The 25123-nt window shown below is 67.9% G+C and carries 29 protein-coding genes; 16 read left to right on the top strand and 13 right to left on the bottom strand.

Annotated features, from left to right (window positions below; all coding sequences use genetic code 11):
- Nucleotides 1-3 precede the first annotated feature (3 nt).
- A complete protein-coding gene (gene gmk, locus JKL49_RS12255) occupies nt 4-657 on the top strand; it encodes a guanylate kinase (RefSeq protein WP_215340885.1) in 654 nt (217 codons plus the stop codon).
- Between the two features lie 916 nt (nt 658-1573).
- On the opposite strand, the gene JKL49_RS12250 is transcribed toward gmk, so the two are convergent.
- Nucleotides 1574-1870: a GIY-YIG nuclease family protein gene (locus tag JKL49_RS12250; RefSeq protein WP_215340884.1), complete on the bottom strand. Its 297-nt coding sequence runs from the start codon at nt 1868-1870 to the stop codon at nt 1574-1576.
- A 258-nt stretch (nt 1871-2128) separates the two neighbouring features.
- Between JKL49_RS12250 and JKL49_RS12245 the strand changes: the two genes are divergently transcribed.
- The gene (locus tag JKL49_RS12245) at nt 2129-2866 is read left to right on the top strand and encodes a terminase small subunit-like protein (protein WP_215340883.1); all 738 of its coding nucleotides are present in this window, start codon (nt 2129-2131) and stop codon (nt 2864-2866) included.
- A gap of 156 nt (nt 2867-3022) precedes the next feature.
- On the opposite strand, the gene JKL49_RS12240 is transcribed toward JKL49_RS12245, so the two are convergent.
- A complete protein-coding gene (locus tag JKL49_RS12240; protein ID WP_215340882.1) occupies nt 3023-4087 on the bottom strand; it encodes a DMT family transporter in 1065 nt (354 codons plus the stop codon).
- A gap of 230 nt (nt 4088-4317) precedes the next feature.
- Here JKL49_RS12240 and JKL49_RS12235 point away from each other — a divergent pair, with 230 nt between their 5' ends.
- The 5 genes from JKL49_RS12235 to JKL49_RS12215 all read left to right on the top strand — a co-directional run bounded on the left by JKL49_RS12235 (nt 4318) and on the right by JKL49_RS12215 (nt 6317).
- Entirely contained in the window at nt 4318-4500 is a 183-nt protein-coding gene (locus JKL49_RS12235; RefSeq protein ID WP_215340881.1) for a DUF3606 domain-containing protein, read from the top strand.
- Between the two features lie 4 nt (nt 4501-4504).
- Entirely contained in the window at nt 4505-4987 is a 483-nt protein-coding gene (locus JKL49_RS12230) for a hypothetical protein (RefSeq protein ID WP_215340880.1), read from the top strand.
- Entirely contained in the window at nt 4988-5431 is a 444-nt protein-coding gene (locus tag JKL49_RS12225) for an SRPBCC domain-containing protein (protein WP_215340879.1), read from the top strand.
- A complete protein-coding gene (locus JKL49_RS12220) occupies nt 5428-5649 on the top strand; it encodes a hypothetical protein (protein WP_215340878.1) in 222 nt (73 codons plus the stop codon). Before JKL49_RS12225 ends, JKL49_RS12220 begins: the two co-directional genes overlap by 4 nt.
- 113 nt (nt 5650-5762) lie before the next feature.
- Nucleotides 5763-6317, top strand: coding sequence for a hypothetical protein (locus JKL49_RS12215; protein WP_215340877.1), 555 nt, complete (start codon nt 5763-5765; stop codon nt 6315-6317).
- On the opposite strand, the gene rsmA is transcribed toward JKL49_RS12215, so the two are convergent.
- The 6 genes from rsmA to lptF form a co-directional block, all read right to left on the bottom strand.
- A complete protein-coding gene (gene rsmA, locus JKL49_RS12210) occupies nt 6314-7129 on the bottom strand; it encodes a 16S rRNA (adenine(1518)-N(6)/adenine(1519)-N(6))-dimethyltransferase RsmA (RefSeq protein ID WP_215340876.1) in 816 nt (271 codons plus the stop codon). The two genes, JKL49_RS12215 and rsmA, sit on opposite strands and share 4 nt — an antisense overlap.
- Complete coding sequence (gene pdxA, locus JKL49_RS12205; RefSeq protein WP_215340875.1) at nt 7130-8137, bottom strand: 4-hydroxythreonine-4-phosphate dehydrogenase PdxA; 1008 nt, start codon at nt 8135-8137, stop codon at nt 7130-7132.
- Nucleotides 8134-9495 carry a peptidylprolyl isomerase gene (locus tag JKL49_RS12200; RefSeq protein WP_215340874.1) on the bottom strand — a complete coding sequence of 454 codons (1362 nt, stop codon included), beginning with the start codon at nt 9493-9495 and terminating at the stop codon, nt 8134-8136. The genes pdxA and JKL49_RS12200 overlap by 4 nt, the downstream gene beginning before the upstream one ends.
- A 70-nt stretch (nt 9496-9565) precedes the next feature.
- Nucleotides 9566-11848 (bottom strand): LPS-assembly protein LptD, encoded by a 2283-nt coding sequence (locus JKL49_RS12195; RefSeq protein ID WP_215340873.1) that lies wholly within the window; start codon nt 11846-11848, stop codon nt 9566-9568.
- 61 nt (nt 11849-11909) lie between these two features.
- A complete protein-coding gene (locus tag JKL49_RS12190) occupies nt 11910-13013 on the bottom strand; it encodes an LptF/LptG family permease (protein ID WP_215340872.1) in 1104 nt (367 codons plus the stop codon).
- Nucleotides 13010-14149: an LPS export ABC transporter permease LptF gene (gene lptF, locus JKL49_RS12185; RefSeq protein ID WP_215340871.1), complete on the bottom strand. Its 1140-nt coding sequence runs from the start codon at nt 14147-14149 to the stop codon at nt 13010-13012. The genes JKL49_RS12190 and lptF overlap by 4 nt, the downstream gene beginning before the upstream one ends.
- A 159-nt stretch (nt 14150-14308) precedes the next feature.
- On the opposite strand from lptF, the gene JKL49_RS12180 reads away from it, so the two are divergent.
- Genes JKL49_RS12180 through JKL49_RS12160 form a run of 5 tightly spaced genes read left to right on the top strand, consistent with a single transcriptional unit; the run spans nt 14309 to nt 18223 of the window.
- Nucleotides 14309-15766, top strand: coding sequence for a leucyl aminopeptidase (locus JKL49_RS12180; RefSeq protein WP_215340870.1), 1458 nt, complete (start codon nt 14309-14311; stop codon nt 15764-15766).
- 3 nt (nt 15767-15769) lie between these two features.
- Complete coding sequence (locus JKL49_RS12175; protein WP_215340869.1) at nt 15770-16453, top strand: alpha/beta fold hydrolase; 684 nt, start codon at nt 15770-15772, stop codon at nt 16451-16453.
- A complete protein-coding gene (locus JKL49_RS12170) occupies nt 16446-16901 on the top strand; it encodes a DNA polymerase III subunit chi (protein WP_215906467.1) in 456 nt (151 codons plus the stop codon). Before JKL49_RS12175 ends, JKL49_RS12170 begins: the two co-directional genes overlap by 8 nt.
- Nucleotides 16898-17218 carry a peptidase inhibitor I78 gene (locus JKL49_RS12165; RefSeq protein ID WP_215340868.1) on the top strand — a complete coding sequence of 107 codons (321 nt, stop codon included), beginning with the start codon at nt 16898-16900 and terminating at the stop codon, nt 17216-17218. The genes JKL49_RS12170 and JKL49_RS12165 overlap by 4 nt, the downstream gene beginning before the upstream one ends.
- A gap of 48 nt (nt 17219-17266) precedes the next feature.
- Nucleotides 17267-18223: an alpha/beta fold hydrolase gene (locus JKL49_RS12160; protein ID WP_215340867.1), complete on the top strand. Its 957-nt coding sequence runs from the start codon at nt 17267-17269 to the stop codon at nt 18221-18223.
- Here JKL49_RS12160 and JKL49_RS12155 read toward each other — a convergent pair.
- Nucleotides 18216-18926 carry a hypothetical protein gene (locus JKL49_RS12155; protein ID WP_215340866.1) on the bottom strand — a complete coding sequence of 237 codons (711 nt, stop codon included), beginning with the start codon at nt 18924-18926 and terminating at the stop codon, nt 18216-18218. The two genes, JKL49_RS12160 and JKL49_RS12155, sit on opposite strands and share 8 nt — an antisense overlap.
- Before the next feature lie 52 nt (nt 18927-18978).
- On the opposite strand from JKL49_RS12155, the gene JKL49_RS12150 reads away from it, so the two are divergent.
- Complete coding sequence (locus JKL49_RS12150; protein ID WP_215340865.1) at nt 18979-19362, top strand: DUF6841 family protein; 384 nt, start codon at nt 18979-18981, stop codon at nt 19360-19362.
- Nucleotides 19363-19374: 12 nt separating this feature from the next.
- Here the strand turns inward: JKL49_RS12150 and JKL49_RS12145 are convergent, their stop codons facing one another.
- Entirely contained in the window at nt 19375-19683 is a 309-nt protein-coding gene (locus JKL49_RS12145) for a glycine zipper 2TM domain-containing protein (protein ID WP_215340864.1), read from the bottom strand.
- A 68-nt stretch (nt 19684-19751) separates the two neighbouring features.
- Nucleotides 19752-21089 (bottom strand): M20/M25/M40 family metallo-hydrolase, encoded by a 1338-nt coding sequence (locus tag JKL49_RS12140; RefSeq protein ID WP_215340863.1) that lies wholly within the window; start codon nt 21087-21089, stop codon nt 19752-19754.
- A gap of 65 nt (nt 21090-21154) precedes the next feature.
- On the opposite strand from JKL49_RS12140, the gene JKL49_RS12135 reads away from it, so the two are divergent.
- Nucleotides 21155-21766: a class I SAM-dependent methyltransferase gene (locus JKL49_RS12135; RefSeq protein WP_215340862.1), complete on the top strand. Its 612-nt coding sequence runs from the start codon at nt 21155-21157 to the stop codon at nt 21764-21766.
- An 85-nt stretch (nt 21767-21851) separates the two neighbouring features.
- On the opposite strand, the gene JKL49_RS12130 is transcribed toward JKL49_RS12135, so the two are convergent.
- On the bottom strand, nt 21852-22106 hold the full coding sequence (locus tag JKL49_RS12130; protein ID WP_215340861.1) for a hypothetical protein: 255 nt from the start codon (nt 22104-22106) through the stop codon (nt 21852-21854).
- 158 nt (nt 22107-22264) lie between these two features.
- On the opposite strand from JKL49_RS12130, the gene JKL49_RS12125 reads away from it, so the two are divergent.
- Entirely contained in the window at nt 22265-23002 is a 738-nt protein-coding gene (locus tag JKL49_RS12125) for a helix-turn-helix transcriptional regulator (RefSeq protein WP_215340860.1), read from the top strand.
- A 52-nt stretch (nt 23003-23054) separates the two neighbouring features.
- Nucleotides 23055-23891: a hypothetical protein gene (locus tag JKL49_RS12120; RefSeq protein WP_215340859.1), complete on the top strand. Its 837-nt coding sequence runs from the start codon at nt 23055-23057 to the stop codon at nt 23889-23891.
- 453 nt (nt 23892-24344) lie between these two features.
- Here JKL49_RS12120 and JKL49_RS12115 read toward each other — a convergent pair whose 3' ends face one another.
- Nucleotides 24345-25121: a MerR family transcriptional regulator gene (locus JKL49_RS12115; RefSeq protein ID WP_215340858.1), complete on the bottom strand. Its 777-nt coding sequence runs from the start codon at nt 25119-25121 to the stop codon at nt 24345-24347.
- Nucleotides 25122-25123: the final 2 nt, after the last annotated feature.

Below are 25123 nucleotides of genomic sequence, written 5' to 3'. Positions count from 1 at the left end.
GCGATGACCGACGACCACGCCAAACCCTGGGAAACCACCCGCCGCGGCCTGCTGCTGCTGGTGTCGAGCCCGGCCGGGGCGGGCAAGACCTCGCTGTCGCGCCGGCTGGTGGCCGACCATGGCGACATGACGCTGTCGATCTCGGCGACCACCCGCGATCCGCGGCCGGGCGAGGAGGAGGCGCGGGAGTACTTCTTCGTCAACCGCTCGCGGTTCGAGGCGATGATCGCCGAGGGCCACTTCCTGGAATGGGCCGAGGTGAACGGCAACCTCTACGGCACCCCCAAGGCGCCGGTGATGGCCGCCCTGGAAAAGGGCCAGGACGTGCTGTTCGACATCGACTGGCAGGGCGCCAAACAGATCGCCGAGGCCGCCCCCGACGACAGTGTGCGGGTGTTCATCCTGCCGCCGTCCTGGGAGGACCTGTCGCGCCGCCTGCACGCACGCGCCCAGGACTCCGAGGCGGTGATCCACCAGCGCCTGGACCTGGGCCGCGACGAGATCGCCCACTGGGGCGCCTACGACTACGTCATCGTGAACAAGAACTTCGACCGGGCCTATGCCGACCTGATCCACATCTACAGGGCGGAGCGGCTGAAGCCGGGGCGGAATATCTGGCTGCCGGGGTTTGTGGAGGGGTTGTTGAGCGAGGGGTAGGGGCGAGGTGCGTTGGGGACTGGGAACGGACCCGTTGGACGTCTGCTGAGGGTGGTGAGCAGCCACCTCGTGGGTCGCGAACTACATGTCGTCTGACCGCCGCCCGCCAACGAACTGGAGAACCACCAGCAGCAAGGCCAGAGGGATCGCGATCAGCAAGTCACGGCTAATCCGAGCATGAGCCAGGTGGCCCAGTGGAACGGATGTGCCAAGAGTCCCAGCGCCGTCCCCAAGCAGGATTATGGCAGCTGCGGCGAGGTAGCACCGGATGATCTCGAAGAGCAGTCTGTGCAGCAACCGTCTGTCCATCTTGCCAACCTGCACTGGGAACATTCGCCGCCACTTCCCCGCGCCCGGAAGCGGACCCCGCCGACCTCATAGATGGGTGGTTAGCTGCCCTTGTCGCGCAGCTTCAATCCGGCCTCCGGCGCGTCGACGGACGAACCATCCTCAAACTCGATAGTGTAAACATACCCTGCCGGATGCTCTGCCAAGTAAGACCCGGATCGCTCGCTCGGGGAGGAGATTCCAACGATCCAAGCCCGACTGCCCGGTCGGAGATGCGAAGGGGCATCTTCCACGGCTTCAACGATGTCGTTCCAAGTGAACGCGGGCGAAAGTTGGCTCATCCACAGAGGATGCCGGACAGGGGCAACTGCGGCAACTTCCGCAACGGGTCGTAAGCCGTCATCGCCTTCGCTCCTCAAAGCGGACATCGCAAGTCTGGCCCGGCGTCCCCCGGACCACGGCGAATCGCAATTGGGCGAACGCTTTTGACCATCCCCGCTCATCCCGGCGAAGGCCGGGACCCAGGTGAAACCCACTCCGATGTCAGGGCTGCCCCTATGGTGTCTGGGACTAGACCATGGCGCCGGGGATGAATCTGGGTCCCGGCCTTCGCCGGGATGAGCGGGGTTTAGATGCCCAGCAGATTGTTGAGGTCGTCGCCCAGGTCTCGCCAATCGGGGTTCATTTCCTCGATCAGCCTTAGCTTCCAGGCCCTTCGCCATTCCTTGATCCGGCGCTCTCGGCGGAAGGCGTTTTCGCGGAGTTCGAAGGCTTCGAACCAGACGAGTTTGTCGACGCCGTACTTGGCGGTGAAGCCACGGCGGATTTTCTCGCGATGCTCGAAAAGGCGTTTGGCGAGGTTGTCTGTGGAGCCGGTGTAGAGCGTGCCGTTCCGCTGGCTGGCGAGGATGTAGGTATAGAACATGCCTCTCCCTCCGCTCATCCCGGCGAAGGCCGGGACCCAGGTGAAACCCACTCCGCCTGCGCGCCTGCCCAGGGTGTTTTGGGAATCAGTCCCTAGCGCCGGGGGTGAATCTGGGTCCCGGCCTTCGCCGGGATGAGCGGATTTTGTTCTGCAAATGTTCTTGCATTTTCGCGCATTTCTGGCAAGATGTGGCCATTGGTCAGGACCGCGCGCGGCGCGTCCCTGGGCCGGTGATCCCTAAAATTTCAGGACATTCCCATGAGCCGGAAGCGTGTCTGGGGCGAGGTCGCCCTGGTGGTGGAAGAGGTGTGTCTGCGGCTGGAGGCCGGAGAGCCGCTAGCGGTGGTGTGCCGGGAGGCGGAGATGCCGCATGAGAGCACGCTGCGGGCGTGGCTGAAGCGGTTTCCGGATCTGAAGGTGCGAGTCGACGCGGCCCGCGCCGCGGGGCTGGCGGTGCAGGCGGCGCGGCCCTTGGTGATCCGGGTGCGGCCCGTCGTGTTCGACGAGGCGCTGGCCGAGGCGGTGTGCGCGCGGCTGGCGGCGGGGTCGCAGGGGCTGGAGGCGGTGTGTGCGGCGAGCGACCTGCCGTCGTCGGCCACGGTCTATCGGTGGCTTGCCGACTATCCGGACTTCGCGGCGCAGTATGGGGAGGCGCGGCGCATCCAGGCGCACCGGATGTTCGACGAGGCCCGCGCCATCGCCAGGGCGGCCACGACCAAGTCGGTGGCGGTGGCGAAGCTGCGGATCGACACCCTGAAATGGCAGGCGGCCAAGCTGGCGCCTCGGGTCTATGGCGTGCGGGTCGAGCGGGAACCGGAGGCGCCGGTGATCAATGTGCAGATCCGCGACTTCAGCCTGGAGGACGAGGTGGAGAAGCTGCGGGCAATGGTGACGGGGGCGGGGATGTGTCTGCCGGAGGTCTCGGCCCTGAACCCGATCCCCGCGCGGCGGCCGGGGATGGACCGGCACGAGGCGGCGAAGGCGGGGCGGGGGTAGGGGGGGGCGGGACAGCGCGCGCTCCGCTCTCAGAACACAACTCCCGTCATCCCGGGCGACCGTAGGGAGCCCCGGGACCCAGGGGGTGCGGCCCCTGGGTCCCGGCTCTCCGCTGTGCTACGGCCGGGATGACGGGGTGGGGCTGCCGACCGCCCCTCACCCGGTCCCATGCCCGTGCCGGTGGTGCAGGTCGGGGTAGTGGGCGTGGGTGTGGGTCAGGGGTGTGTGGCGGTGCGGGTGGCTGTGGGGCTCGCCGGGCGGGTCGCCCGCGGCGTGTTCGTGCTGATGGTGGGCGTCGTGGACGTGGCGGTGTTCGTGGGCCAGCGCCTCGTGGCTGTGGGGGTGCTCGTGGGCCTCCATCAGGTGCAGGGCGACGCCGACGATCATCAGGGCGCAGGCGGCGACGAGCTGCATGGTGACCGGCTCGCCGAACATGGCGATGGCCAGGCCCGCCCCGATGAAGGGGGCGGTGGAGAAATAGGCGCCGGTGCGGGCCGCGCCGAGGTGACGCAGGGCGAGCACGAACATGACCAGGCTGACGCCATAGCCCAGCAGGCCGATCAGGCCGGCGGCCAGGGTGGTGGTCAGGGGCGGCATATGGGCGCCGAGCGCCAGGGCCAGGCCAAGGTTCACGGCGCCGGCGGCCAGGCCCTTGATCAGGGCGATCTGGACAGGGTCGGCGGCGCTGAGCTTGCGGGTCAGGTTGTTGTCGATCCCCCAGGCCAGGCAGGCGCCGGCGATGGCCAGCGCCCCCAGGCCAAGGCCGGTGGGGCCGCCCTGCCAGGAGAGGATGACGGCGCCGGCCAGGATGGCGGCGGCGCCCAGCAGCAGGCGGCGGTCGACGTTCTCGCGGAACACCATCCAGGCGATGGCCATGGTGGCCAGGCCCTCCAGGTTCAGCAGCAGGGCGGAGGTCGACGCCGCCGTGGTGGTCAGGCCGACCATCAGCAGCAGCGGGCCGATGACGCCGCCGCTCAGGACGACAAGGGCCAGCCACGGCAGGTCGGCCCGGCGCAGGGGCGCCTCGGCGGCGGGGACGGCCAGCGCGCCTCGGGCCAGGTGGACCAGGGTCAGGCCCAGGCCCGAGCCCAGATAGAGCAGGCCGGCCAGCAGCCAGGGGCTGACCCCGCCCCCCAGCAGCAGCTTGGCGAAGGGGGTGCTGGCGCCGAACAGGGCGGCCGAGGCGATGGCGAGCAGGACGCCGGGACGGGGGGAGGTCATGGGGGGAGGATAGGGGCGGGGCAGGGTGTTGGCGAGAAACTCCTCTCCCCACGTCTTTTCGGGGGGAGAGGGTAGGGTGAGGGGGGCGGTTCGGCCGGGTGGTGAGTATCGGGTCGGTCCCCTCACCCTACCCTCTCCCCTTTAAAGGGGAGAGGAGGTGACTCGGAGATCCCTTGCCCAATCTGGGACTCGGTGACACTTCAGAGTTCAACAGGACAAGGAGCCCCGACATGGCCGAACCCAAGGGCAAGCGCGATTTCCGGGATTCGCCCAGGCTCGATCCCAAGGAGCGGCACCAGGTGGAATACTGGGCCAAGCGGTGGGGCGTGACCCATGACCAGATCATCAGCGCCTATCGCAAGGTGGGCATGATGGTGAAGGATATCGCCCTCGAGCTGGGCAAGAAGCGCTGAGCCCGTGCGCTACCTGTTGACGCCACAGGACCTGGCGGTGGGGCGGAAGATGGCGGCGCGCGATCCGTCTCGGCGGCTGTGGTTCTGGCCCGGGCTGACGAGCGCGGCGGTGATCGGGGTCGCCGGACTCGGGATGATCGGGCCGGGACCGGCGCTGGGGATCGCGGGCGCGGTCGCGGGCGGGACGGCGTTCTGGCTGGCCTGTCTGGCGGTCCAGGCCTGGTGGCTGGGGCGGCCCGGTCCGGCGGGGCGCGAGGTGACGCTGGAGGTGGGGCCGCTGGGCTTGCGGCTGGGCGACGACGATTTGCTGAGTTGGACCCGGGTGGCGATGATCCGTGAGGCGCCAGGCCAGGTGGTGCTGATCCTCGACCGTGGCGCGCCGGTGGTGGTTCCTAAGGCTGCGATCGGCGGCGCGCAGGCGGTGACGCGGTTCCTGGAGGCCTGTAATGGCTGGGGCCGCGAGGCGCACGGGCTGGGGAGGGCTTAGATGCATCGGATCAGGACCCAGGCGGTGATCGCGGCCTCGCCGGAGGCGGTGTGGGCGGTGCTGGCCGACTTCGCGCGGTATCGGCAGTGGAACCCGCTGAACCTGGAGGCCCACGGTGACGCCGTGCTGGGGGCCAAGATCCCCATGGTGTTCCGCAACCTGGCCTCGGCCAAGCCCGGGGCGACGATTTCGCAGACCGTGACCCTGGTGGCGTGTGAACCGGGCCGGGCGCTGGCCTGGGCGGGGTCTGTGCCGCTGCTGTTCCGGGGGCGGCATCACTTCACCCTCGACGCCGTGCCCGGCGGGACGCGGCTGCTGCACGGCGAGGACCTGGCGGGGCTGGTCCCGCTGACCTTCACCAAGGTTCAGATCGCCCGGGATTTCGTCCCGGCCTATGAGGCGGTGAACGTGGCGCTGGCCGCGCGGGTGGCGGCGCTGGGATGATGGGGATCAAGGACCTGGTGGACCTGGCCATCGACGAGGATCCGCGCAGCCCCTGCCTGTGGGTTCCCGGCGAGCATTGGGACGATTTCTGCGCGGCGCTTGGCCGGACGCCCAACCTGATCGGGGCGGTGATCTATCGCGACAAGACCATCCGCGACGGTGGGCCGGGGACCGACGTGGTGACCGGGTCCGACCAGGGGGGCCATCGGCGGCGATGATCCGGCTGGGGCTGGCCTGGGATGGCGCGGTTTGGCTCATCGGCTAGACTGCAACACCCGCGCCCTCAGCGCGCCGCAATCGCGGTTGAGCTTGGAGGAGAAGGAGCCGCATCATGACCCGCGCTAGATTCTGGATGGTTGGCGCGGCGGTCGCGGTGCTGGCGGGCGCGAACGGCGCCTGGGCCGACGAGGCGGTGGCGACGGCGTCGGCCACGCCCGCGCCGGCGGCCGACACCTCGACGGCGGCCCAGATCGACCAGTTCATCAAGTCGGCGCCGACGCCCACTCTTGAGCAGGACGGCGTGGACGGGATCACCCCGGGCGAGCGCAAGATGCACGGCGAGGTCAGTGTCAGCGTCGGTACGGGCGGCTATCGCAGCTTTTCGGCGCTGAGCGTCATTCCCATCGGCGAAACCGGGACCCTGGCCATCGCGGTCAGCCAGAGCCGCAACAGCCCCTATGCCAACTATGGCGAGTACGGCGGATACGGCGGCTATGGGCGCGGCTATGGCGAGGGCGAGCGGCAGTCCATCGGGCTGGCGTTCTCGTCACAGGGGGACGCGCCGCGCTGTTCGAAGCGGATGGATCGCGGGCCCGCCTGGCGCCGGCTGGACGACGGGCCGGGCGAGCGGGCCTGCAGCAACGACGCCATGGACCTGGCGCGTTAGCGCGCGCGGGCCAGGTTCAAGAACTCTTCCACATCGAGGGTCTCGGCCCGGCGTGACGGGTCGATGCCGGCCTTCTCGCAGATCGTGTCGCCCCCCAGCTGCTTGAGGCTGGAGCGGAGCATCTTGCGGCGCTGGCCGAAGGCGGCCGCGGTGAGGGTCTGCAGGCTGTCGAGCAGGGCCTGGTCCAGGCGCGTCGCGTGCGGGACCAGGTGGACGACGGCGGAGGTCACCTTGGGCGGCGGGGTGAAGGCGCGGGGCGAGACCTCCATCACCAGCCTGGCCTGCGCGGTGGCCTGGGCGATGACGGCCAGGCGGCCGTAGGCGTCGGAGCCCGGCGCGGCGACGATCCGCTCGGCGACTTCCTTTTGAAACATCAGGGTCAGCGACCGAGGCGTGAACGGCCCGGTGAGCCACTTGATCAGCAGGGGGGTGCCGACATTGTAGGGCAGGTTGGAGACGATGGCCGTGGGCCGGCCGGCGGCGAGCGCGGTTTCGTCGGCGGTCAGGGCGTCGTCGAGATGGACGGTCAGGGCGCCGCCGGCGGCTTGGCTAAGCTCCTCCAGCAGGCGCAGGAAGCGGGGGTCCTTCTCGACCGCGGTCACCTGGGCGCCGGTTTCCAGCAGGGCCCGCGTCAGGCCGCCGGGACCGGGGCCGACCTCGATGACGTGGTCACCCGCATGGACGTCGGCCAGGCGGGCGATCTTGCGCGTGATGTTGAGGTCAAACAGGAAGTGCTGGCCGAAGCTCTTCTTGGCCGCCAGGTCGTGGGCGTCGAGGACGTCGCGCAGGGGCGGAAGGTGGTCGAGGTCCATCTAGGCGGCGCGGCGGGTGGCGATCTCGTCGGCCATGCGGAGGGCGGCGATCAGGCTGTCGGCGCGGGCCAGGCCCCGTCCGGCGATGTCGAAGGCGGTGCCGTGGTCGGGCGAGGTGCGTACGATGGGCAGGCCCAATGTCACATTAACGCCGCCCCAGAAATCCAGCATCTTCACGGGGATAAGCGCCTGATCGTGATACATGCAGAGCGCGGCGTCGTAGCGGCTGCGCATCTCTTCCGGGAACAGGCTGTCGGCCGGGGCTGGCCCGGTGGCGTCGACGCCGAGGTCGCGCAGGGCGCGGACGGCGGGCGCGATGATGTCGTGTTCCTCTCGCCCGATGGTCCCGCTCTCGCCGGCATGGGGGTTGAGACCGGCCACGGCCAGACGCGGCGCCTCGATGCCGAAGTCGCGGCGCAGGGCCTGGGCGGTCACCAGGCCGGCATTGACCACCTTCTCGATGCTGAGCACCGAGGGCAGCTTGGCGATGGGCTCGTGGACGGTGACCAGGGTGGTGCGCAGGCCGGGCACCGCCAGCATCATGATCGGGCCGCGCGCGCCGTCAAAGCTGGTGGCCTGAGTCAGTTCGCCCAGGAACTCGGTATGGCCGGGGAAGGCGAAGCCGGCCTCGTAGAGTGGGGCCTTGGCGATGGGGGCGGTGACGACGCCGCAGACCTGGCCGGAAAGGGCGAGGCCGACGGCGGTCTCGATCCACTGGATCACGGACTTGGCGGCAGCCGAGGTAGGCTGGCCCGAGATCACGGGCGCACGCAGGGGGATGTCCAGCACCGGAATGGCGTCGGGGAACACCTTGGCGGCCTCGTCGGGCGAGATCACCCGGCGCACGATGGACGCTCCGGACCCGGAGGCCGAGGCCAGGGACTGGCTGTCGCCCACCACCAGGAAGGCGGGTCCGGTCTGACGGAGTTGGGCCCATGCCTTGACGATGATCTCCGGACCGATGCCGGCGGGGTCACCAAGCGTTAGCGCGAGTGGTCCGGTTTTCACTTGGTCTCGATTGTCGCCGAGTTCCTAAGGTCACGCATATAACGCCGGGCGATCATGGACAGTTGCTGTCCGAACAGGCGGTTCTCGATCTGCTCCTTGGACTGGCCGTCCTGGCCGCTGGCGCGCTTGCCGCAGACGGCCAGCAGGTGCAGGCCCGCTGAGGTGCGGATCGGCTGGGAGATCTCGCCGGCGTTCAGGGCCTCGGCGGCGTCGCGGAACGCGGGCGCCAGGTCCTTGATCTCGGCTTCGCCCAGGTCGCCGGCGATGACGCCGGGCACGGCGGCGGCCTTGGCCTCCAGGTCAGCGCAGCCGGTGATCGTGCCGCGCAGGGCGACGAGCTTGACGCTGGCGGCGTCCACGGCGGCCTGGTCGGCGGTCTGGGGCAGGCCGATGGCGGCCTGTTTGAGGTTGACCATCATGCCGCCGGCGCCGGCGCGCTTGTCGCGCAGATAGATGATGTAGACGCCGTCCTTGACCTGGATCGGCGCCGAGAGCTGGCCCGGGCGCATCTGGTCGAGGACCGCGTCGATCTCGGGGGCCATTTCACCGGCGGTGATCCAGCCGGCGTCGCCCCCGGCCGCGGCTGTGGCGGCGGCGGAGAACTGACGGGCGACGGCCGGGAAGGGCGCGCCTTGCTGCATCTGCGTGACCAGCTGGCCGGCGCCGGTCATGGCGGTGTCCATGCCGCCGACGCGGTTGGCGTCGATGAAGACTTCACTGATCTGGTATTGGGGCTTGGAGGCGGCGGCGGCGAGGCGCTGCTGCACGGCCTTAACCTGGTCGTCGCCGATGCGCAGGCGCGAGCCGTAGCGGCCGCGGATCCAGTGCTGCCAGCTGGTGTTGGCGCGGACTTCCTGGCGCAGGGTCTCCTCGCCGATGCCCTGGGCCTTCAGATTGCCCAGGAACTGCTCAAGGGACATGTTGTTGCCCTTGGCCATGTCGCGCAGTTCGTCGGTGACCTCCTCGTCCGAGGAGATGATCTCCATCTTCTGGTCCTTCTCGACCCGGCGGAGCTCCTGGAGCTGCAGGCGTTCGTCCACAAGGCCGACAAGGGCTTCGCGCTGGAACTGGGCCAGGTTCTGCTGGGTCGGCTGTACGCCCGAGGTGGCGATGAGCAGCCGCATGCGCTGGGCCAGATCGTAGGTCGAGATGATGTCGTCATTGACGACGGCGGCGACGGACTCGTTGATCCCGGCCGGTGCGACGGGCGCGGCAGGCGCAGGGGCGGCCACGGGGGCCGTGGCCCCCGGCGTGGCGTCCTGGGCCCAGAGAACCTGAGGCAAGGCGGTGGTGGCCAGGGCGATCGCCAGGGCGGCGCCGCGCGCCGAGAGGCCCGTGACATTACGCGCACGCATCATGTGGGGGGAGTTTCCTTGGAGGCGATGGCCATGGGCAGGTCTATGCGAAGGGCCAATTCGGTGGCGATTTTCAGTTCGCATACAACGGTCCGCCCAATGTGGCGAGGGTGAGGCGTATGGCGAGGGACTCGGTCGGGCCAAGTCGTCCAACGACCGTGTCTTCACGCCGATAGATGATGTCCACGCGGGTGCAGTCGTCGCGATAGGTGATGCCCATGTCGCGGATCACCCAGGCGTCCTGGACCAGGTCGCGGTTGCCGTAGGCGGTGACCCCCCAGTGCTCGGTCAGATAGAGGTCGCCGCCGAGGTCCAGGTTCTCGACCTTGGTCCCGTTGGCGTTGGCGCGGTCACGCAGGTAGCGGAAATAGCCGTTGGCGCGCTTCATCGACAGGTTGGCGCCGGCTTCCGCACGCTGGACCGTAAAGTCGTCTGAATCCAATCGCGTACGGGCGAAGAATGAGAGCCCCTTGATCGGCTGGGCGTCGGCGGCGACGATCCAGTCGGAGCTCTTTTGGCGCAGGCCGCTCTGGGTCGAGAAGACGTCGTTGCTCTCGTTGCGGAAGCTGCGGCCGATCAGCAGACTGGCGCGGCGGCCGTCGTCCCAGAACACCGAAGCCCGTCCGCCCGCGTTCACGCGCAGGCCGTCCTCATAGAGGTCGTAGCCCGGGAATTTGTTGGCCCGGAACAGGTTGGTCTCGTCGAACTCGAAGGCGACGGAGTCTTCGTTGAGATAGATCGGCGCGCCCGTCGTGGCGTTGGTTCCGACGACAACCTGCTTGGCGCTGGGCGAGGCGGCGACCTGGACGATGGGTTCCAGGATGGCCGTGGACTCCGAGAACCGGCGCACGAAGGGCCAGGTGATGTCAGCGCCGGCCACCAGCAGGCCGCGCGACAGGGTCTTGGAGGTTCCCTTGACCCCGTTCAAGTCGTCGATGCTGTAGGCGTCCCCTCGCACGTTCAGGAACGGCGAGACCCGGATGCCGACGGGGGCGGTGAAGGTGGCGCGCCAGTCGGCCTCGCCGGTGACGCGGCGGCTGTCGAGACCGGGCAGGTGCAGCGGCGGGGCGCCGGTGGGCGACTGGTCGCGGGTCAGGGCCACGGCCGATCCCAGCAGGCGCAGGCGGCCCCCCATGATGTTGGATTCCGGCTCCCAGCGGGCCTCGATCAGCGGGCCGACGATGGGGAAGGTGCGATCATTGTCGTCGGGGCGCAGACCCTGGATGGAGAAGGCCGCGGCGGAGAAATAGGACCGCTGGTCCTGGCGGGTCGCGTAGAGCTGGGAGATCAGGCGGCGGTCGTCGGCCAGGTAGGGTCCGCGGGCGGAGTAGACGTCGCCGACCTCGTACTTGTCGAACAACAGCTTGTCGGAGGTGCGTTCGGCGGTGAAGCCCCAGTCCCACTTGTCGTCGATGGCGAACTGGCCCGAGGCCAGGACATAGCTACGGCTGGTGGCGTCGCCGAAGCCGTTCCCCTTGCCGTCGAAGTCGTTGTCGTAGGTGTAGCCGAACCGCGCGTCGACCGCGCCGGAGTAGAACCGCTTGCGATAGCGTCCGTTGAAGAACGGATTAACTTTCGTGTTAATCTGGGGGCTTAGCGTGATATCCGAAGACGGTGACAGAACCTGAAGATAGGGCTGTTCATAGCTCAGGCCACGTCGGTTGGAGATGCCGATATTGGGTGTGAGGAAGCCGGACTTGCGGACGGCCTGCGGGTCGGGGTGCCAGAACAGCGGCAGGTAGAGCACCGGGGCGCCGAACACGCGGATCACGGCGTTGCGATAGTAGACCAGCTGACGGTCGCGATCCTGCACCACCTTGTCGGCCTTGATCGACCAGGTGGGGGTCTTGGGCGAGCCGTCCTTCGCGCAGATCTCGCAGGGGGTGTAGATGGCGCGGTTCAGTTCGTTGATGCGGTCGCTGCGTTTGACGGCGGTGGCCGCGGCCAGCTTGATGCTGGGCGCCATGCGCGCGGCGAAGCCGGTGGCGACCCCAGCCTTCATCTGATCGTCCAGGGTCAGCTCGTCGGCATATTCGACGCTGCCGTCCTCGTTGATGATCTGAACATTGCCCTTGGCGGTCACGACGCCCTTGGTTTCGTCATAGACCAGTTCATCGGCGCGAAGGGTGCGGCCCTCATAGCGGACCTCGGCCTCGCCACGGGCCGTGGTGATCTTGTTCTTGTCGTCACGGATGACGAGGTCGGCTTCCATGTAGAGCTGACCGGGCGCGAGCCCATCGGGGCCCGGCTTTGCCGGCGCCTGGGCATGGGCCTGCGCCGCCATCGCAACAACGATGACCGCCACGCTGGCCAACAGGCCGCGCTTAACGGAGACGGGACGGCGACCACGACTCATGAAGCTAGGAAACCCCCTCCGGGTGACGGTTGGCGGATGGATAGCGGGGATCGCCAACGATTCAACCGTCTTCGGTGTAGCAGAGCAAGGTCAGCCCGGACAGCAGGGCGACCAAGGGCGGCGCCCAGGCCGCCGCATAGAGCGGAATGATCTCCGCGTCGGCGAGCGCGCCGGAGAATTCATTGAAGAAAAAGAAGATGAAACCGATGGCCACACCGGCCCCGGCCAGGCCCGCGAGCCCGCCCAGACGGGCCAACCTGAGCGAAAAGGCCGCGGCCAGCACCGACATGGCGGCAAACAGCAGGGGCGTGGCCAGCAGCTGTTGGAAGCGCAGGCGGTAGCCGTCGGCGGAGAACCCGGCCTGTTCGGTCTGGTGGATGGCGGCGGGCAGGCGCCAGAAGGCGATGGCGTCCGGCGAGGCGAACCGCTCCATGGCCGATTCGGAATCCAGGGTGGAACGGATCGACAGCGAGTCGGAACGCACCGAACTTTCGCCCGCTGTGGCCTCACGCACGTCGGTGAGTTTCCAGAAGCCGGGCAGCAGCTCGGCCTGGGCGGCCTCCAGCCGGCGCTTGAACTCCGGCAGGCCATCCTTGTTCTTCTGGTAGACGAAGAGCGAGACGCCTTTCAGGCGCACCCGACCGGCGACGGTGTCGCGGGACCTGGCGTGGATAACGATCTGGTTGCGGTCGTCCCCCTGGCGCAGCCAGACCTCCTTGGGGGCGTCGGTGAGATAGTTCTCCATCAGGCCGGCGCGGTCGGCCTCGAAGCGGGCGCTGAGCATCGAGGCCAGCGGGTTGAAGGCGGTGACCGCCAGGACGCCGACCAGGAAGGCCGCAGCGCCGGAGGGCAGGATGAAGCGCCAGGCCGAGATGCCGGCCGCCCGCATCGCCACCAACTCACTGGAGCGGTTCAAGCCGACATAGGCGCTGATGCCGCCGGCCAGGAAGACGAAGGGCAGCAGCAGCAGGATCAGGGCCGGGGCCTTCAGCAGGGTCAGGCCGAAGAGCTGGGCCACGCCCACATCGGCGCGGACCCCCACCGAGCGCGACAGGTCGACGAACTGCACCAGCAGGATCACCGCCGAGATGACGGCGAGCGCCGCGCCGACGCCGGTGAAGGTGCGCAGCAGGACGTAGCGTTCGAGGCGGCCGGTCCCGATCATGCCGGCTGCACCCGGGCGATGCGGGCGGGCCGCTTGCGCACGTCGATGAAGCGGCTGACCCGCTGCTTGAAGATGCCGCGCAGGGCCAGCGCCATGGCGCCCAGGGGCACGACATACTGCAGGATGTTGAGCCAGGGCTCGGACTCGCTGCCGGCCTGGATGACGAAGCCCAGGATACGGACGGTCACGGCCAGGGCGCCGATGGAGGCGATGCGTCGGCCATAGCCCAGGCGCGAGAAGCCGCCGCCGATAATGGCCAGCAGGGCGAAGCTCATGAAGGTGAGGTTGTAGAGCGGCGTGGTCAGGCGCGCATGGCCCTCGGCCAGCATCTTGTCCCGGTTCTGTTTCTCCCAGATCTGTTGCAGGTCGGGGAAGAACAGCTCGTGGAGGTAACGGTCCGACGGCTTGTAGTGGACCATCTCCTCGCTCTCCAGGAACCGGGAGAGGTCGAAGACGTACTCGTCGAAGGACAGGAAGTTCAGCACCCCGGTGCGGCTGAACTCCTGGTTGGAGCCCTTGCGCATCAGCAGGACCGGCTTGTCGCCGCGCTTGACCACCCGGCCCTCGTCGGCGGTGTAGGTGGTGGCCCCGCCGTCGTCCTTGGTCTGGTGGATGAACAGGTTGTGAATCAGGCCGCCGTTGTCCACCGACTGGGCGTAGACGGTGAGGCCGGGGGCGGGCTCGGTGAACTCACCCTCGCGGACCAGGGTGGAGGCGAGATCCGTGCGCACCTGGAACAGGGTCTCGCGCATCTGCCGCGAGGCGGCCGGCTGGACCCAGAGGTTCATGAACAGGGCGATCAGGGTGACGACGCCGGCCAGCCGCAGGGCCGGCGCGATGACCCGCCAGCGGCTCATGCCGCCGGCGAAGCAGACCACGATCTCCTGCTCCACATGCAGGCGGTTCAGCGCCACCAGGGCGGCCACCAGCAGGGCGATGGGCATCACCATGTTGATCAGCTGCGGCATGGCCAGCAGGGTCACTTCAAGGAAGACCAGCGCGCTCTGCCGCTGGCTGACGATGATGTCGAGCTGCGACAGGCTGGTGGACAGCAAGGCGACCGCCGTCAACGCCGCCGTCGCAAGGACGGTCGGCCCCAAGAGCTGACGGAGCAGGTATCGATCGATCAGAAGCATCGGCAAGAAATATAGGGCGGGCCAAGATATTTGCCGCGCCCGGGACAGGAAGCTGCTCTAAACCATGCGTCGCCCCGCCACACAACCGCCGCACGAACGGTCAGGCTGGGATGGGTTCAGGGCGCGCGCCGCGCCAAGTCGATAAGTTGAGGCAATTCCATGGATATCCAGTTCGTCGCGGCCGACGCCGCGCTTGGTGAAAAGAGCGCCCTGGCGATCGTCGTGTTCGAAGGCGAGGCCGCCGCGGCCCACGGCGGATCGTTCGCCAAGGCCATCGCCGGCAGCCGGTTCACGGGCGCCAAGGGCCAGAGCCTGGACCTGCTGGCGCCCGCCGGTTCGGACGCCGCCCGTGTGGTGCTGATCGGGGCCGGCAAGGCCGAGGCCTTCGACGGCCTGGGCGCCGAGACCGCCGCGGCCAGCGCCTATCACGCCCTCAAGACGTCGGGCCTGACGACCTTGCGGGTGCAGATTTCAGGCGATGCGAGCCAGGCGGCCAAGGCCGCCTTCGGCGTGCGCCTGGCCGCCTACCGGTTCGACAAGTACCGCACCAAGGAAGCCGCCGAGAAGAAGCCCTCGATCACCAAGACCGAAATCGTCACCGCCGACGCGGACGGGGCCATCGGCGCCTTCGCCGACTTGGCGGCCCTGGCCGACGCCATCGCCTTTGCCCGCGACCTGGTCTCCGAGCCGCCGAACGTCCTGTATCCCGCCGAGTTCGCCAAGCGGGTGAAGCAGCTGGAGGAGCTGGGCCTGGAGGTCGAGATCCTCGGCGAGGCCGAGATGATGAAGCTGGGCATGGGCTCGCTGATCGGCGTGGGGCAGGGCAGCGTCCGCGAGAGCCAGCTGGCGATCCTCAAGTGGAACGGCGCGGCCGACAAGAAGGCCCAGCCCATCGCCTTCGTGGGCAAGGGCGTGACCTTCGACACCGGCGGCATCAGCATCAAGGGCGCCGACGGCATGGAGCACATGAAGACCGACATGGGCGGCGCCGCGGCCGTGTCGGGCCTGATGCACATCCTGGCCGCCCGCAAGGCCAAGGTGAACGCGGTCGGCATTCTGGGCCTCGTCGAAAACATGCCCGACGGCAATGCTCAGCGGCCGGGGGACGTGGTCACCTCCATGTCGGGCCAGACCATCGAGATCATCAATACCGACGCCGAGGGCCGCTTGGTCCTGGCCGACGCCATCTGGTACTGCCAGCAGCGGTTCAAGCCCAAGTTCATGGTCGACCTGGCCACCCTGACCGGCGCCATCATCGTGGCGCTCGGCGATGATGTCGGCGGGTTGTTCAGCAATAACGATGACCTTTCGAACAACTTGCTGGCGGCCTCCAAGGCCGAGGATGAGCCCCTGTGGCGGCTGCCGCTGCCCGCCCACTACGACAAGAAGATCGACTCGGTGATCGCCGACGTGAAGAATACCGGCGGCCGCGCTGGGGGATCGATCACCGCGGCCCTGTTCATCCAGCGCTTCGTCAACGACGTCCCCTGGGCCCACCTGGACATCGCCGGCGCCGCCTGGAAGGCGCCGTCGACGGTCCCCACCATCCCCGAGGGCGCCACCGGCTTCGGCGTGCGGCTGCTGAACCGCATGGTGGCGGACAAGTACGAAGGCTGAGCCTTGCGCTTCGCCCTGCTGCATAGCCCCCTGGTGGGCGCGAGCTGCTGGCGCGCGGTGATGGCTGACTTCGCCGAGCGGGGGATCTGGGCCGCGGCGCCGAGCCTGCCGGCCTGGGACGCCGTCGGGCCGCCCTACTATCGGGCCATGGCGGCCGGCGTGGCGGCGCAGATCGCCCTGATGCACCCCGTCGTGCTGGTGGCGCACTCGGGCGGGGGGGCGCTGGCGGCCTCCATCGTGGCGGCGGCGGGCGGGGGGGTGAGCCAGGTGATCTTCGTCGACGCCATCCTGCCCCATCCCGGCCGCACCTGGTTCGAGACCGCGTCGCCGGGCTTGGGCGAGTCTCTGCGGGCCAAGGCGGCGGACGGTCAGGTCCCGGCCTGGGACCAGTGGTTTCCGCCCGGCGCCCTGGCGGCCAGCCTGCCGGAGGGCGAGGCGCGCGAGACCTTTGTATCCGAACTGACCCCGACGCCGCTGGCCTATCTGGAGGAGCGCGCGCCGGAGATCGACCTGTCCGTCGGCTGGGCCTATCTGCGGCTGTCCAAGGCCTATGAGGACGAGACTGCGGTGGCCCGCGCGCAGGGCATTCCCACCCTGCGCCTGGACCGGCATCATCTGGCCATGATGACCCACGCCGACGAGGTGGCGAGCGCCCTGGTGAACCTGGTGCGGGGCGATCATGGCTGAGGCCTGCGAGGTCTGGTTCTATCACCTGGAGCGGACGGGCCTGGACCAGGCCCTGCCCGAATTGCTGGAAAAGACCCTGGCGCGAGGCTGGAGGGCCATCGTGCGGGCCACTGGTCCTGCGCGGGTGGAGCACCTGGACGGCTGGCTGTGGGCCTATCGCGACGAGAGCTTCCTGCCCCATGCGCCCGCCGACGAGCCGGGCGCGGCGCGCCAGCCGATCCTGCTCACCACCGGCGACGAGAACCCCAATGGGGCCGACGCCCTGTTCCTGGTGGATGGGGCCGAGCCCGGCGAGCTTGGCGACTACACCCGGTGCGTGGTCTTGTTCGACGGCGGCGACGAAGAGGCCCTGGCCACGGCGCGCCGCCAATGGAAGTCAGTGAAAGCCAAGGGCCTGCCGGCCTCCTATTGGAAGCAGCAGGGTCGCGGGTGGGAGAAGCAGGCATGAAGATCAAGACCCTGGCAGGCGCGGGCCTGCTCCTGCTGATGGCCTCGTGCGCCAGCGAGTCGCCGGCGCCTTCACCGCCCCCGCCGCCGGTCTATCGTCCGCCGCCGGCGCCCACGCCGTCGGCCGACCAGTGCGGGGCGGCCGAGGCGCAGAAATTTGTCGGGCGTTCGCGGACGGAGATTCCGATTCCCGTGCTGCCGGCCCTGCAGCGGGTGGCCTGCACGACATGTCCGGTGACCATGGACTACAGCCCGCGGCGGCTGAACTTCTTCTACGACGCCCAGACCGGGATCGTGAAAGAGGTGAAGTGCGGTTGACCTGACCGAGGGTCAATCTGGCCTGCTGCCCGAAACGGGGAGACGGGCATGAAGCGTGTCATCGGACTATTGGCGATCGTCGGCGCGGCGTTGACGCTGGCCGGCTGTGGGATCACCGCCAAGGACATTCCCTACACGACGCTCGAGGCCAAGTATGGCGGGCCGGCGTCGCATTACATGGACCTGCCGGGCGGACTGCACGTCCACTACCGCGACCAGGGCAAGGCCGATGGGCCGACCGTGGTGCTGGTGCATGGGTTCGCCGCGTCCTTGCACACCTGGGAGCCGTGGGTGGCGCGGCTCGCCCCCGACTACCGGGTCATCAGTCTCGATTTGCCCGGACACGGCCTGACCCGCGCGCCCGACGGCTATACGGCGGCCCAGGCCACCAATGTGGTGGTGGTCGACGAACTGACCCGCAACCTCAAGGCCGAGACGTTCGTCATCGCCGGCAACTCCATGGGCGGCGGCGTGGCCTGGGCCTATGCCCTGGCCCATCCCGAGCGGTTGCGCGGCCTGGTGCTGGTGGACGCCGCCGGCTGGCCCCGCGAGACCAAGGGCAATGAGAAGCCGCCGATTGTCTTCAAGCTGCTGGGCAACCCGGTGGGCCGCGCCTTCCTGCGCAACATCAATCCACGCCCCCTGGCGGCCAGGGGGCTGAAGTCGGCCTATGTGGATGAGACGATCGTCACGCCGGCCCTGGTGGACCGCTATGTGGAGCTGGCGCTCGCGCCTGGCCACCGCGCCATCCTGACCTCCGGCCGCGACGGGCCGCAGCGGCGGATCGACAAGTCTGTGTTCGGGACGATCAAGACCCCGACGCTGGTCATGCACGGCGAGGCCGACACGGTGATCGACGTCTCGGCCGGGCGCGGACTGGCCTCCGCCATCCCCGGCGCCAAGCTGATCACCTATCCTGGCGTCGGCCACGTGCCGATGGAGCAGATCCCCGACCGGTCCGTGGCCGATTTGAAGGCCTTCCTGGCTTCGCTCCCCGCTACTTGATGGCGAAGCAGTAGAAGAGGCCGGCGCCGCCGGTGGCCACCAGGTCGGGCTGGGAACAGCTACGGCTCTGGTGGGCGGCGTTCCAGGAGGTGGGGTTCTGGCCACCGCCGGTGCGATCGAAGTGGCCCAGCATGGTCCGGCTCTCGCTGGACGACGTCCAGTTGTTGCAGGTCAGGTTCGGCGGCGCGACGGGGGCGGGGGTTCCGGCCGGCGCATTGGCGGGCAGGGGCATGGCCACTGGAGGCGCCAGGCGGCCGTCGCTGAGCGAGCCGGTCATCATGTCGTGCTGGTTGGGGCTGTCGCCGCGGCCTTTGACGGGATTGCCCTTCTCGTCGAGGGAATTGGCCTTGCCCGTGAGCGCGGCCTCGCTGTGCAGGTCATCGAGGCTCGAGGCGATCTGCACGCCCTTGGCGTTGAACCAGGGGCCCTTGCCGATGCGGTCGCGGGCGTTGATGGCCTTGCCCTTGGCGTCGGTGGCCGAGAGGTAGGCGCGCCAGGTATGGTCGCCGGCGCCGGCTTGCGTCGCCAGCTTCTGGCACCAGGCGTCGGCGCCCTTCAAGCCCCCCAGGTCGCCGCCCCTGCCGGGCCCTATGCTGGTGATGAAGAAGGTGGTCTTGGACTTTTCCTTGGCCACGACCGCCGTGGTGGTCAGTGCGCCCATGGCGATGAGCGCCGCGGCGCCGCCGATGATCAGCGTCTTCATGCTTGCCTCCCTGAATTTGAGGCCGATGCTAGCAGCAATAGGGGAGAACACGATGACGCAGTTCGCAGCCGAGATCGCCGCCGCCCAGGGCGTGCTGGACGAGTTCATGGCGGGGTTCAATGGGCGGGACGTGGCGCGCTGGGACGCCACCTTCAACTTCCCCAGCGTGCGGCTGGCCTCGGGGACCCTGGTGATCCTGCAGGCCGGTGACCACAAGCCGGGCATGTTCGACAAGGGCGCGCTGGCGGAGTGGGACCATTCGGCCTGGGAACGGCGCGAGGTGATCCACGCCGGCGCCGACAAGGTGCACATCGACACCCGCTTCACACGCTACCGCAAGGACGGCGGCGTGATCGGCGGGTTCGATTCAATCTACGTGATTACGAAGGAAGACGGTCACTGGGGCGTGAAAGCCAGGTCCAGCTACGCTCCGTAGAGTCTGGTCGCCCTAGTAGCGGCGATAGACGTAATGGCAGTTCTTCTTGGCGTTCTTCTTGGCCAGCTGGTGGCCGGTGAGGCCGCCGAGGCCCGCGCCGATGACGGCGCCTTCGGTCTTGGCCCCGTGGCCGGCGACAGCGCTGCCGAGTACGGCGCCGCCGATGGCGCCGACCACCGTGCCGGTGTTGGCGGCGTGGCGGACATCACGTTCGCAAGTCCAGACCTTGTGGGTGCGGGTGCGCGCGTCGGCGGCGACGGGCATGGACGCCATGGCGATGGCGGTGGCGATCAGAGCGGTGGGCGCGAAGAGCTTACGCATGGGGTTACATCCTAACAGTGGTGTCGTTCAGGCGACATAACCCCCCGGGACGCTGAAGGTTGCCGCGCCTATTTGGTGACGCTGAAGGAGCCCGCTGCCCCTGGGAAGACCACGGGGCTCTCGTAGCCATCGGCGGAGATCGCCGAAACCCCGAAGAACCAGTCGTCGATGACGATGTTCTTCAGCACTTCGCTGGTGGCCGTCGTGGCCTTGGAATGCTGCCAGCGGGGCGCCGTGGTCTCGCGCCAGTGGACGCGGTAACCGGCCGCGCCGGGGACAGCGGTCCAGGAGACCTTGGTGTCGGCCGAGACCGCGCCCTCGATCTTGACGTCCTCGGGCGGGGCCGGGGCGCGGGCCAGCGCGGCCATCATCACGACGTTCAGCTGGGTGACTTTGGCCAGATACGGGAAGTCGACGCCCTCGATCGTGTCGCCATAGAGGCGGCCGTTCTCGGTGCGAAGGTCCTGGTGCTGGCGGTCGTAGTGCTCGACGGCCTCGGTGACGCGGATGGCGGGGTAGCCGGCGTTCAGCATCTCCACCTGGTCGCCGCCGCGGCCATAGCGGTCGGTGCGGTAGACCATCACCACGTCGAGGCCCTTCAGGTAGGTTTCCGCCAAACCGTCGGCGAAGCGTGCGAGGTTGCGCGAGGGGCTGTCGACCTCGCCGCCGTTGTAGCGGCGGCCATTGGCCTGGTCCGGCGTCTCGACGGCCTTGGTGCCCTCGGAGAAGACGCGGACCTGGGTGTCGTTGTGGACGCCGTTGGCCCCATGGGTGTTGCCGACGATGTCGTTGTTGAGGTCGGCCTCGACCTTCCAGCCATGCTCCTTGGCGTAGGCGGCCAGGACCTTGCCGCCGTAGAGGCCCTGTTCCTCCCCCTCCAGCACGGCGAAGACCAGGGTGGCCGGGAACCTGTGCTTGGACAGCACGCGGGCCGCCTCGATCACGGCGGCCGTGCCCGACCCATCGTCATTGGCGCCGGGGGCGTCAGCGGTGGCGTTCATGACGTCGGTGACGCGGCTGTCGATATGGCCGGAGATGACGATCACCCGGTCCGGATCGGTGGTCCCCTTCTGGATGGCGAGGATCGCGCCGATCTCGGTGGGATTGGGGACGCGGCGCCCGGTGAAGGTCTGCTTGGGCACGGCCACCGTCAGGCAGCCGCCGCAATCCTTGGAGATCGCCTCGAACTGCGCGGCCGTCCACCGCTCGGCGGCGCCGATGCCGCGGGTCGCCGAGGTGCGGTCCGACAGGGTGTGGCGGGTGCCAAAGCCTACGAGCCGGGTGATGGTCGCCTTCAACCGGTCCTGCTGCACCGCCTTGGCGATCTGCACCAGTTCGGCCTGCGGCTTGGCGGCGGCGGTGAGCAGGGGAAAGGCGAGGAGGGCGGTCAGCAGGATGGGGCGCATGGGGGACCTTACGAAAGCTGTGACGACTGTTACGCCAGCGTCGTTCGCTCTGCTAGGACACGGCCATGAAACTCCCCATAGATATCGACAGCGTCAAAGGCTTCATGGACCCCGCCGAGGGCGCCGCGCTCCATGACGCGGCCCTGGCCTGCGCGCCCCTCGGCCCTTGCCTGGAGATCGGCGCCTATTGCGGCAAGTCGGCTGTCTATCTGGGGACGGCGTGCCAGGCGGCGGGCGGGGTGCTGTTCTCGGTCGACCACCATCGCGGCTCGGAGGAGAACCAGCCGGGCTGGGAATATCACGACGCGCAGCTGTGGGACGAGGCGGCGAACGCCATGGACACCCTGCCGTTCCTGCGCACGACCCTGCGCCGGGCGGGGCTGGAGGACGTGGTGTTCCCGGTGGTGGGCCGCTCGGCCCTGATCGCCAAGGCCTGGGCGACGCCGCTGAGCTTCCTGTTCATCGACGGCGGCCACACCATGGAGCATGCCCTGGGCGACTGGCGACACTGGACGCCGCACCTGATGGCCGGCGGGACGCTCGCCATCCACGACGTGTTCCCCGATCCCGCGGACGGCGGCCGGCCGCCGTTCGAGATCTATCAGCGGGCGCTGGCGTCGGACCTCTATGAGGAGGTGGCGGCGGTGAAGAGTTTGCGGGTGCTGCGGCGGGTTTGAACTCGGCTCGCTGAGGCGGGCCTCTGTTCGCGCCGAAACCGGACATTCCCAACGACCGAGAAGGGTGGGGAGCGGACGTTAGTCATTACAGAAGCCTTCCGGACAGCAGCTCGTGAAGAATAAAGCCGGTAGCCCAAACGGCGAACGCCAGTCCGCTGACATTGGTCCATGCGCCAATCCGAAAGCGCCGCGGATCGTCAATTTCATAAACTCGGGAGCCTGAGCTGCCGCGCGAGTAACTCCACATCACGTAGCGGTATTTGAACGTCAGGTAGATAGCTCGTCCAAAGTGCCAGAGGCCGAACGCCGCGCAGCAGAGGACGAATAGGCTAGCGATCATGCAGCGGAGCCTACCAGCGTGATAGCTGTCCGCAAGCCGACCCTCCCGGTGTCCGAGAAGGGGAGCTTTCGAATGGCTGCTAGGGGTGGAAAACCGACACTAACGAGGTCATGCTCCGAGATCGCAGGCCGTCAATCGAGGACGTTGGTAGCGAACGCATGAGCCATTATGCCAATCAGGTGCTCAGCTTCCGTAGCTATGACGTTGAGTTTCACCCGCATACGCACGGCCATTTGCAAATCGTGCTTCCGGTCGCCGGCGCGATGGAAATCGACATCGAAAGACGCGGGAAGATACTGGATGCCTCCGTCGGGGCGGTTATCATGCCGAACTTTCGCCATGGCCAGGTTGCTCAAGGGGCAAACCGCTTCCTGGTTGTGGATCTTGCGGCGTCCGACACAACCACCAACGGTCTTGCGGATCGCTTCACCCTTGATCCCTACTTCAGAATCAGCACGGCGCTCCGGCGCTTAGTCGATTACATCGAACTGTCCGCCCAGCGCAGCAGCTGGATGGCGTCGAATGCTGCGATGTGCATGCCCTTGTTGCTCGACGCAATCGCCAACAGCGGTGGCCACCATTCACGGCTGGACGGGCTGGCCAAGCAGCTCGAAGATTCAATCCACCGGCGATGGACTGTCACTGACATGGCGATAGCCGCCGGAGTCAGCAGCAGCCGATTGCACAGCCTTTTCAAAACAGCGTTCGGACAATCGCCCAACCGTTACCTCGCCGCCTTGCGGCTTAGCCATGCGCTGCGCATGCTGTCGTCTACCAATGTCCCCGTCAGTCAAGTGGCGCAGGACACGGGCTATTCCGACCAAAGTGCGCTCACACGAGCCATGCGTACCGCGCTGGGAACCACACCGGCCAAATTCCGCCGCCATCTTCAGTAGGCCCAGTCAAAAACAGGAGTTCGGTTCAAGAAATAAGCTGAAATCCCGCTAATTGACGAGCATCGGCGGGAAAGGAAGCGGGATGTTTGTATCGAGGCGATCGACGCTCACGATAGGGATTGGCGCGTTCAGCGCACTCCAGATCAACACGAGGGCGCTGGCGCGAGGTTTGCGCAACCGCGGTCTCAACCTGTCCGAGGTCATTGCGCGGCACACTTTGGCGCGCGGCGGAATGCAGAGGCTTGATCAGGTCCGTTCGCTGCTCGTGATGCCAACAATCACCGAGAAGGGCTCGACCCTCGAAGCCCGATATCTGTGTAGCGATAGTCCGGCCTGGCGGATCGACATTTATGCCGGGACCAACCACGTATTTTGCGAAGGGCTCGACACTCGGGGGCCATGGCTGTGGCCGGGCGGTGACGCCACCGCTCATGACGCAGTTCCCGACGCTCGGAAAACCGGCATCCAGGGCATCGAATTCAATCTCTACGGGCTGCACCGCTTCTCCTCGCGGGGGCACAAGCTGCAACTTGATGGCCGAGAAGTCGTCGACGGGACCAATTATTACGTCGTCCGAGCGACGATGCGAGACAGCTATGAAACCTACCTCTACGTCAGCCCGGTCACCTGGATGATCGAGCGACGCCGGGACTATCGCGCATTCCACCCCGATGTCGACCAGACCAAGGTTTTCGCGGAGAAACAGTATTCCGATTTTCGCTGGGTCGCAGGGATCAAGACTCCATTCAAAGAGCAGCAGGTCAACTGGAAGACCGGTGCATTGGTCAATTCCACGATTGTGAACTCGCTATTCTATAATCCAACGACCGAGCCGGGCGAGTTGACCCGAACCTATATCCCTCCCGCCAAATGGGAGAAACTGAGTTAGGAGACGGCGTGCTACATCGGCTCCTCCTGACAAAAGCATTGCCAATGTAATTACTAATGTCTGCGATGGGTCGAAAAAGGAAACTGGGTCGGGTTTGGAGACCGGACTTCGATCCGCGACTTGTCAGGCACGGTGAACGTCCGTCCAGCATGACGAACCTGCTGGCTAGGCCCGCGAGATCAGCACATCCGACGCCACTGACGCCCCTAGCCGGGCGTCGAAGGCCAGGATGGCGGCGGCCTGGGTCCAGGTGGGCGTTCGCGGGGCCAGACGATCGCCCCCTCGAACTGCCAGCCCATCCAGAAGGCGCTGTCGCTGTCGCGGTGATTGGGCCGTGCGTCCAGCGGGGTGCCGGCGGCGGCAAGGAACGGGTGTCGGACAAGATCGCGGAAGGGTTAGGATGATGGGCCGGCTCGGAAGATCCGGACCGACGCCGGTGCGGTCTGAGAGACTCTAGGACCCCTCGCGCGCCTTCAGCATCAGGCCGGCGGCGAGGACGAAGTCGAAGATTTCCGCGTCGATCGGCACGTTGGGCGCCAGGGCCGGATCGGAGATCGCCTGGCGCCACACGGCCCGCAGACCGGCGGTGAGGGCTGGGTCGCCGCCGGTGAATCGGCCCTGGGCGCTTCGCCAGCGTCGGGCAAGGTCGAGGGCCGCGGGCGCGGAAGGGTCGCTGCCGATCAGGGCCCGGGCGTCGGCCACCAGGCCTTCCCACAGATGACCATTGGCCTCGTCGGCCGCGAAGGCGTTGCGGGCGGCCAGGTCTTCGATCTGCTCGGGGCGCAGATGCCGGCGCATCAAGGGCCCGAACGCCTCGCCCCAGTGAGCCGGGGTCGGCTGCGCGACCTGACGGGTGAGTTCGATGAGGACATCGACTGCCAGGGCCTCACCGTCGGCCAGTCGGTTGCGGGCTACGCGGATCGAGGCCAGGGCCGCGTCAAGCTGTCCCTGCTGGGCCTGGAGGACGCTCTCCTGGACCTCAAGGGCGGCGGCCAGATCCACGCCTCCGCGGGCCAGCAGTTCACCGATCTGGGACAGGGTCAGGCCCAACCGCTTCAAGGAGAGCACCTGATGCAGGCGGGCGATGGCCTCGGCGTCGTAGACGCGCCAGCCGTTGGCGTCCCGGCGCGGCTTGAGGAGGCCGTGTTGCTCGTAGAGGCGCAGGGCGCGGATCGAGACGCCGGTGCGCCGGGCGATCTCGATCGGCTTGAAGTCTCCTGGCGGGGTCACCG

Origin of the sequence: Phenylobacterium glaciei, from assembly GCF_016772415.1 — a bacterium.
Lineage (GTDB): Bacteria > Pseudomonadota > Alphaproteobacteria > Caulobacterales > Caulobacteraceae > Phenylobacterium > Phenylobacterium glaciei.
Note: the sequence above shows the minus strand (reverse complement) of the source record. Positions and strands in the feature narration are given on the sequence as shown.

Coding starts and splice junctions, on each gene's coding strand:
- JKL49_RS12160 (WP_215340867.1), top strand. CDS start 17,267: ATGAAGCGTGTCATCGGACTATTGGCGATCGTCGGCGCGGCGTTGACG.
- JKL49_RS12200 (WP_215340874.1), bottom strand. CDS start 9,495: ATGATGCGTGCGCGTAATGTCACGGGCCTCTCGGCGCGCGGCGCCGCC.
- JKL49_RS12150 (WP_215340865.1), top strand. CDS start 18,979: ATGACGCAGTTCGCAGCCGAGATCGCCGCCGCCCAGGGCGTGCTGGAC.
- JKL49_RS12155 (WP_215340866.1), bottom strand. CDS start 18,926: ATGAAGACGCTGATCATCGGCGGCGCCGCGGCGCTCATCGCCATGGGC.
- JKL49_RS12220 (WP_215340878.1), top strand. CDS start 5,428: ATGATGGGGATCAAGGACCTGGTGGACCTGGCCATCGACGAGGATCCG.
- JKL49_RS12130 (WP_215340861.1), bottom strand. CDS start 22,106: ATGATCGCTAGCCTATTCGTCCTCTGCTGCGCGGCGTTCGGCCTCTGG.
- JKL49_RS12170 (WP_215906467.1), top strand. CDS start 16,446: ATGGCTGAGGCCTGCGAGGTCTGGTTCTATCACCTGGAGCGGACGGGC.
- rsmA (WP_215340876.1), bottom strand. CDS start 7,129: ATGGACCTCGACCACCTTCCGCCCCTGCGCGACGTCCTCGACGCCCAC.
- JKL49_RS12135 (WP_215340862.1), top strand. CDS start 21,155: ATGAAACTCCCCATAGATATCGACAGCGTCAAAGGCTTCATGGACCCC.
- JKL49_RS12190 (WP_215340872.1), bottom strand. CDS start 13,013: ATGATCGGGACCGGCCGCCTCGAACGCTACGTCCTGCTGCGCACCTTC.
- JKL49_RS12140 (WP_215340863.1), bottom strand. CDS start 21,089: ATGCGCCCCATCCTGCTGACCGCCCTCCTCGCCTTTCCCCTGCTCACC.
- JKL49_RS12125 (WP_215340860.1), top strand. CDS start 22,265: ATGAGCCATTATGCCAATCAGGTGCTCAGCTTCCGTAGCTATGACGTT.
- JKL49_RS12225 (WP_215340879.1), top strand. CDS start 4,988: ATGCATCGGATCAGGACCCAGGCGGTGATCGCGGCCTCGCCGGAGGCG.
- JKL49_RS12145 (WP_215340864.1), bottom strand. CDS start 19,683: ATGCGTAAGCTCTTCGCGCCCACCGCTCTGATCGCCACCGCCATCGCC.
- lptF (WP_215340871.1), bottom strand. CDS start 14,149: ATGCTTCTGATCGATCGATACCTGCTCCGTCAGCTCTTGGGGCCGACC.
- JKL49_RS12235 (WP_215340881.1), top strand. CDS start 4,318: ATGGCCGAACCCAAGGGCAAGCGCGATTTCCGGGATTCGCCCAGGCTC.
- JKL49_RS12240 (WP_215340882.1), bottom strand. CDS start 4,087: ATGACCTCCCCCCGTCCCGGCGTCCTGCTCGCCATCGCCTCGGCCGCC.
- gmk (WP_215340885.1), top strand. CDS start 4: ATGACCGACGACCACGCCAAACCCTGGGAAACCACCCGCCGCGGCCTG.
- JKL49_RS12215 (WP_215340877.1), top strand. CDS start 5,763: ATGACCCGCGCTAGATTCTGGATGGTTGGCGCGGCGGTCGCGGTGCTG.
- JKL49_RS12180 (WP_215340870.1), top strand. CDS start 14,309: ATGGATATCCAGTTCGTCGCGGCCGACGCCGCGCTTGGTGAAAAGAGC.
- JKL49_RS12195 (WP_215340873.1), bottom strand. CDS start 11,848: ATGAGTCGTGGTCGCCGTCCCGTCTCCGTTAAGCGCGGCCTGTTGGCC.
- JKL49_RS12250 (WP_215340884.1), bottom strand. CDS start 1,870: ATGTTCTATACCTACATCCTCGCCAGCCAGCGGAACGGCACGCTCTAC.
- JKL49_RS12245 (WP_215340883.1), top strand. CDS start 2,129: ATGAGCCGGAAGCGTGTCTGGGGCGAGGTCGCCCTGGTGGTGGAAGAG.
- JKL49_RS12165 (WP_215340868.1), top strand. CDS start 16,898: ATGAAGATCAAGACCCTGGCAGGCGCGGGCCTGCTCCTGCTGATGGCC.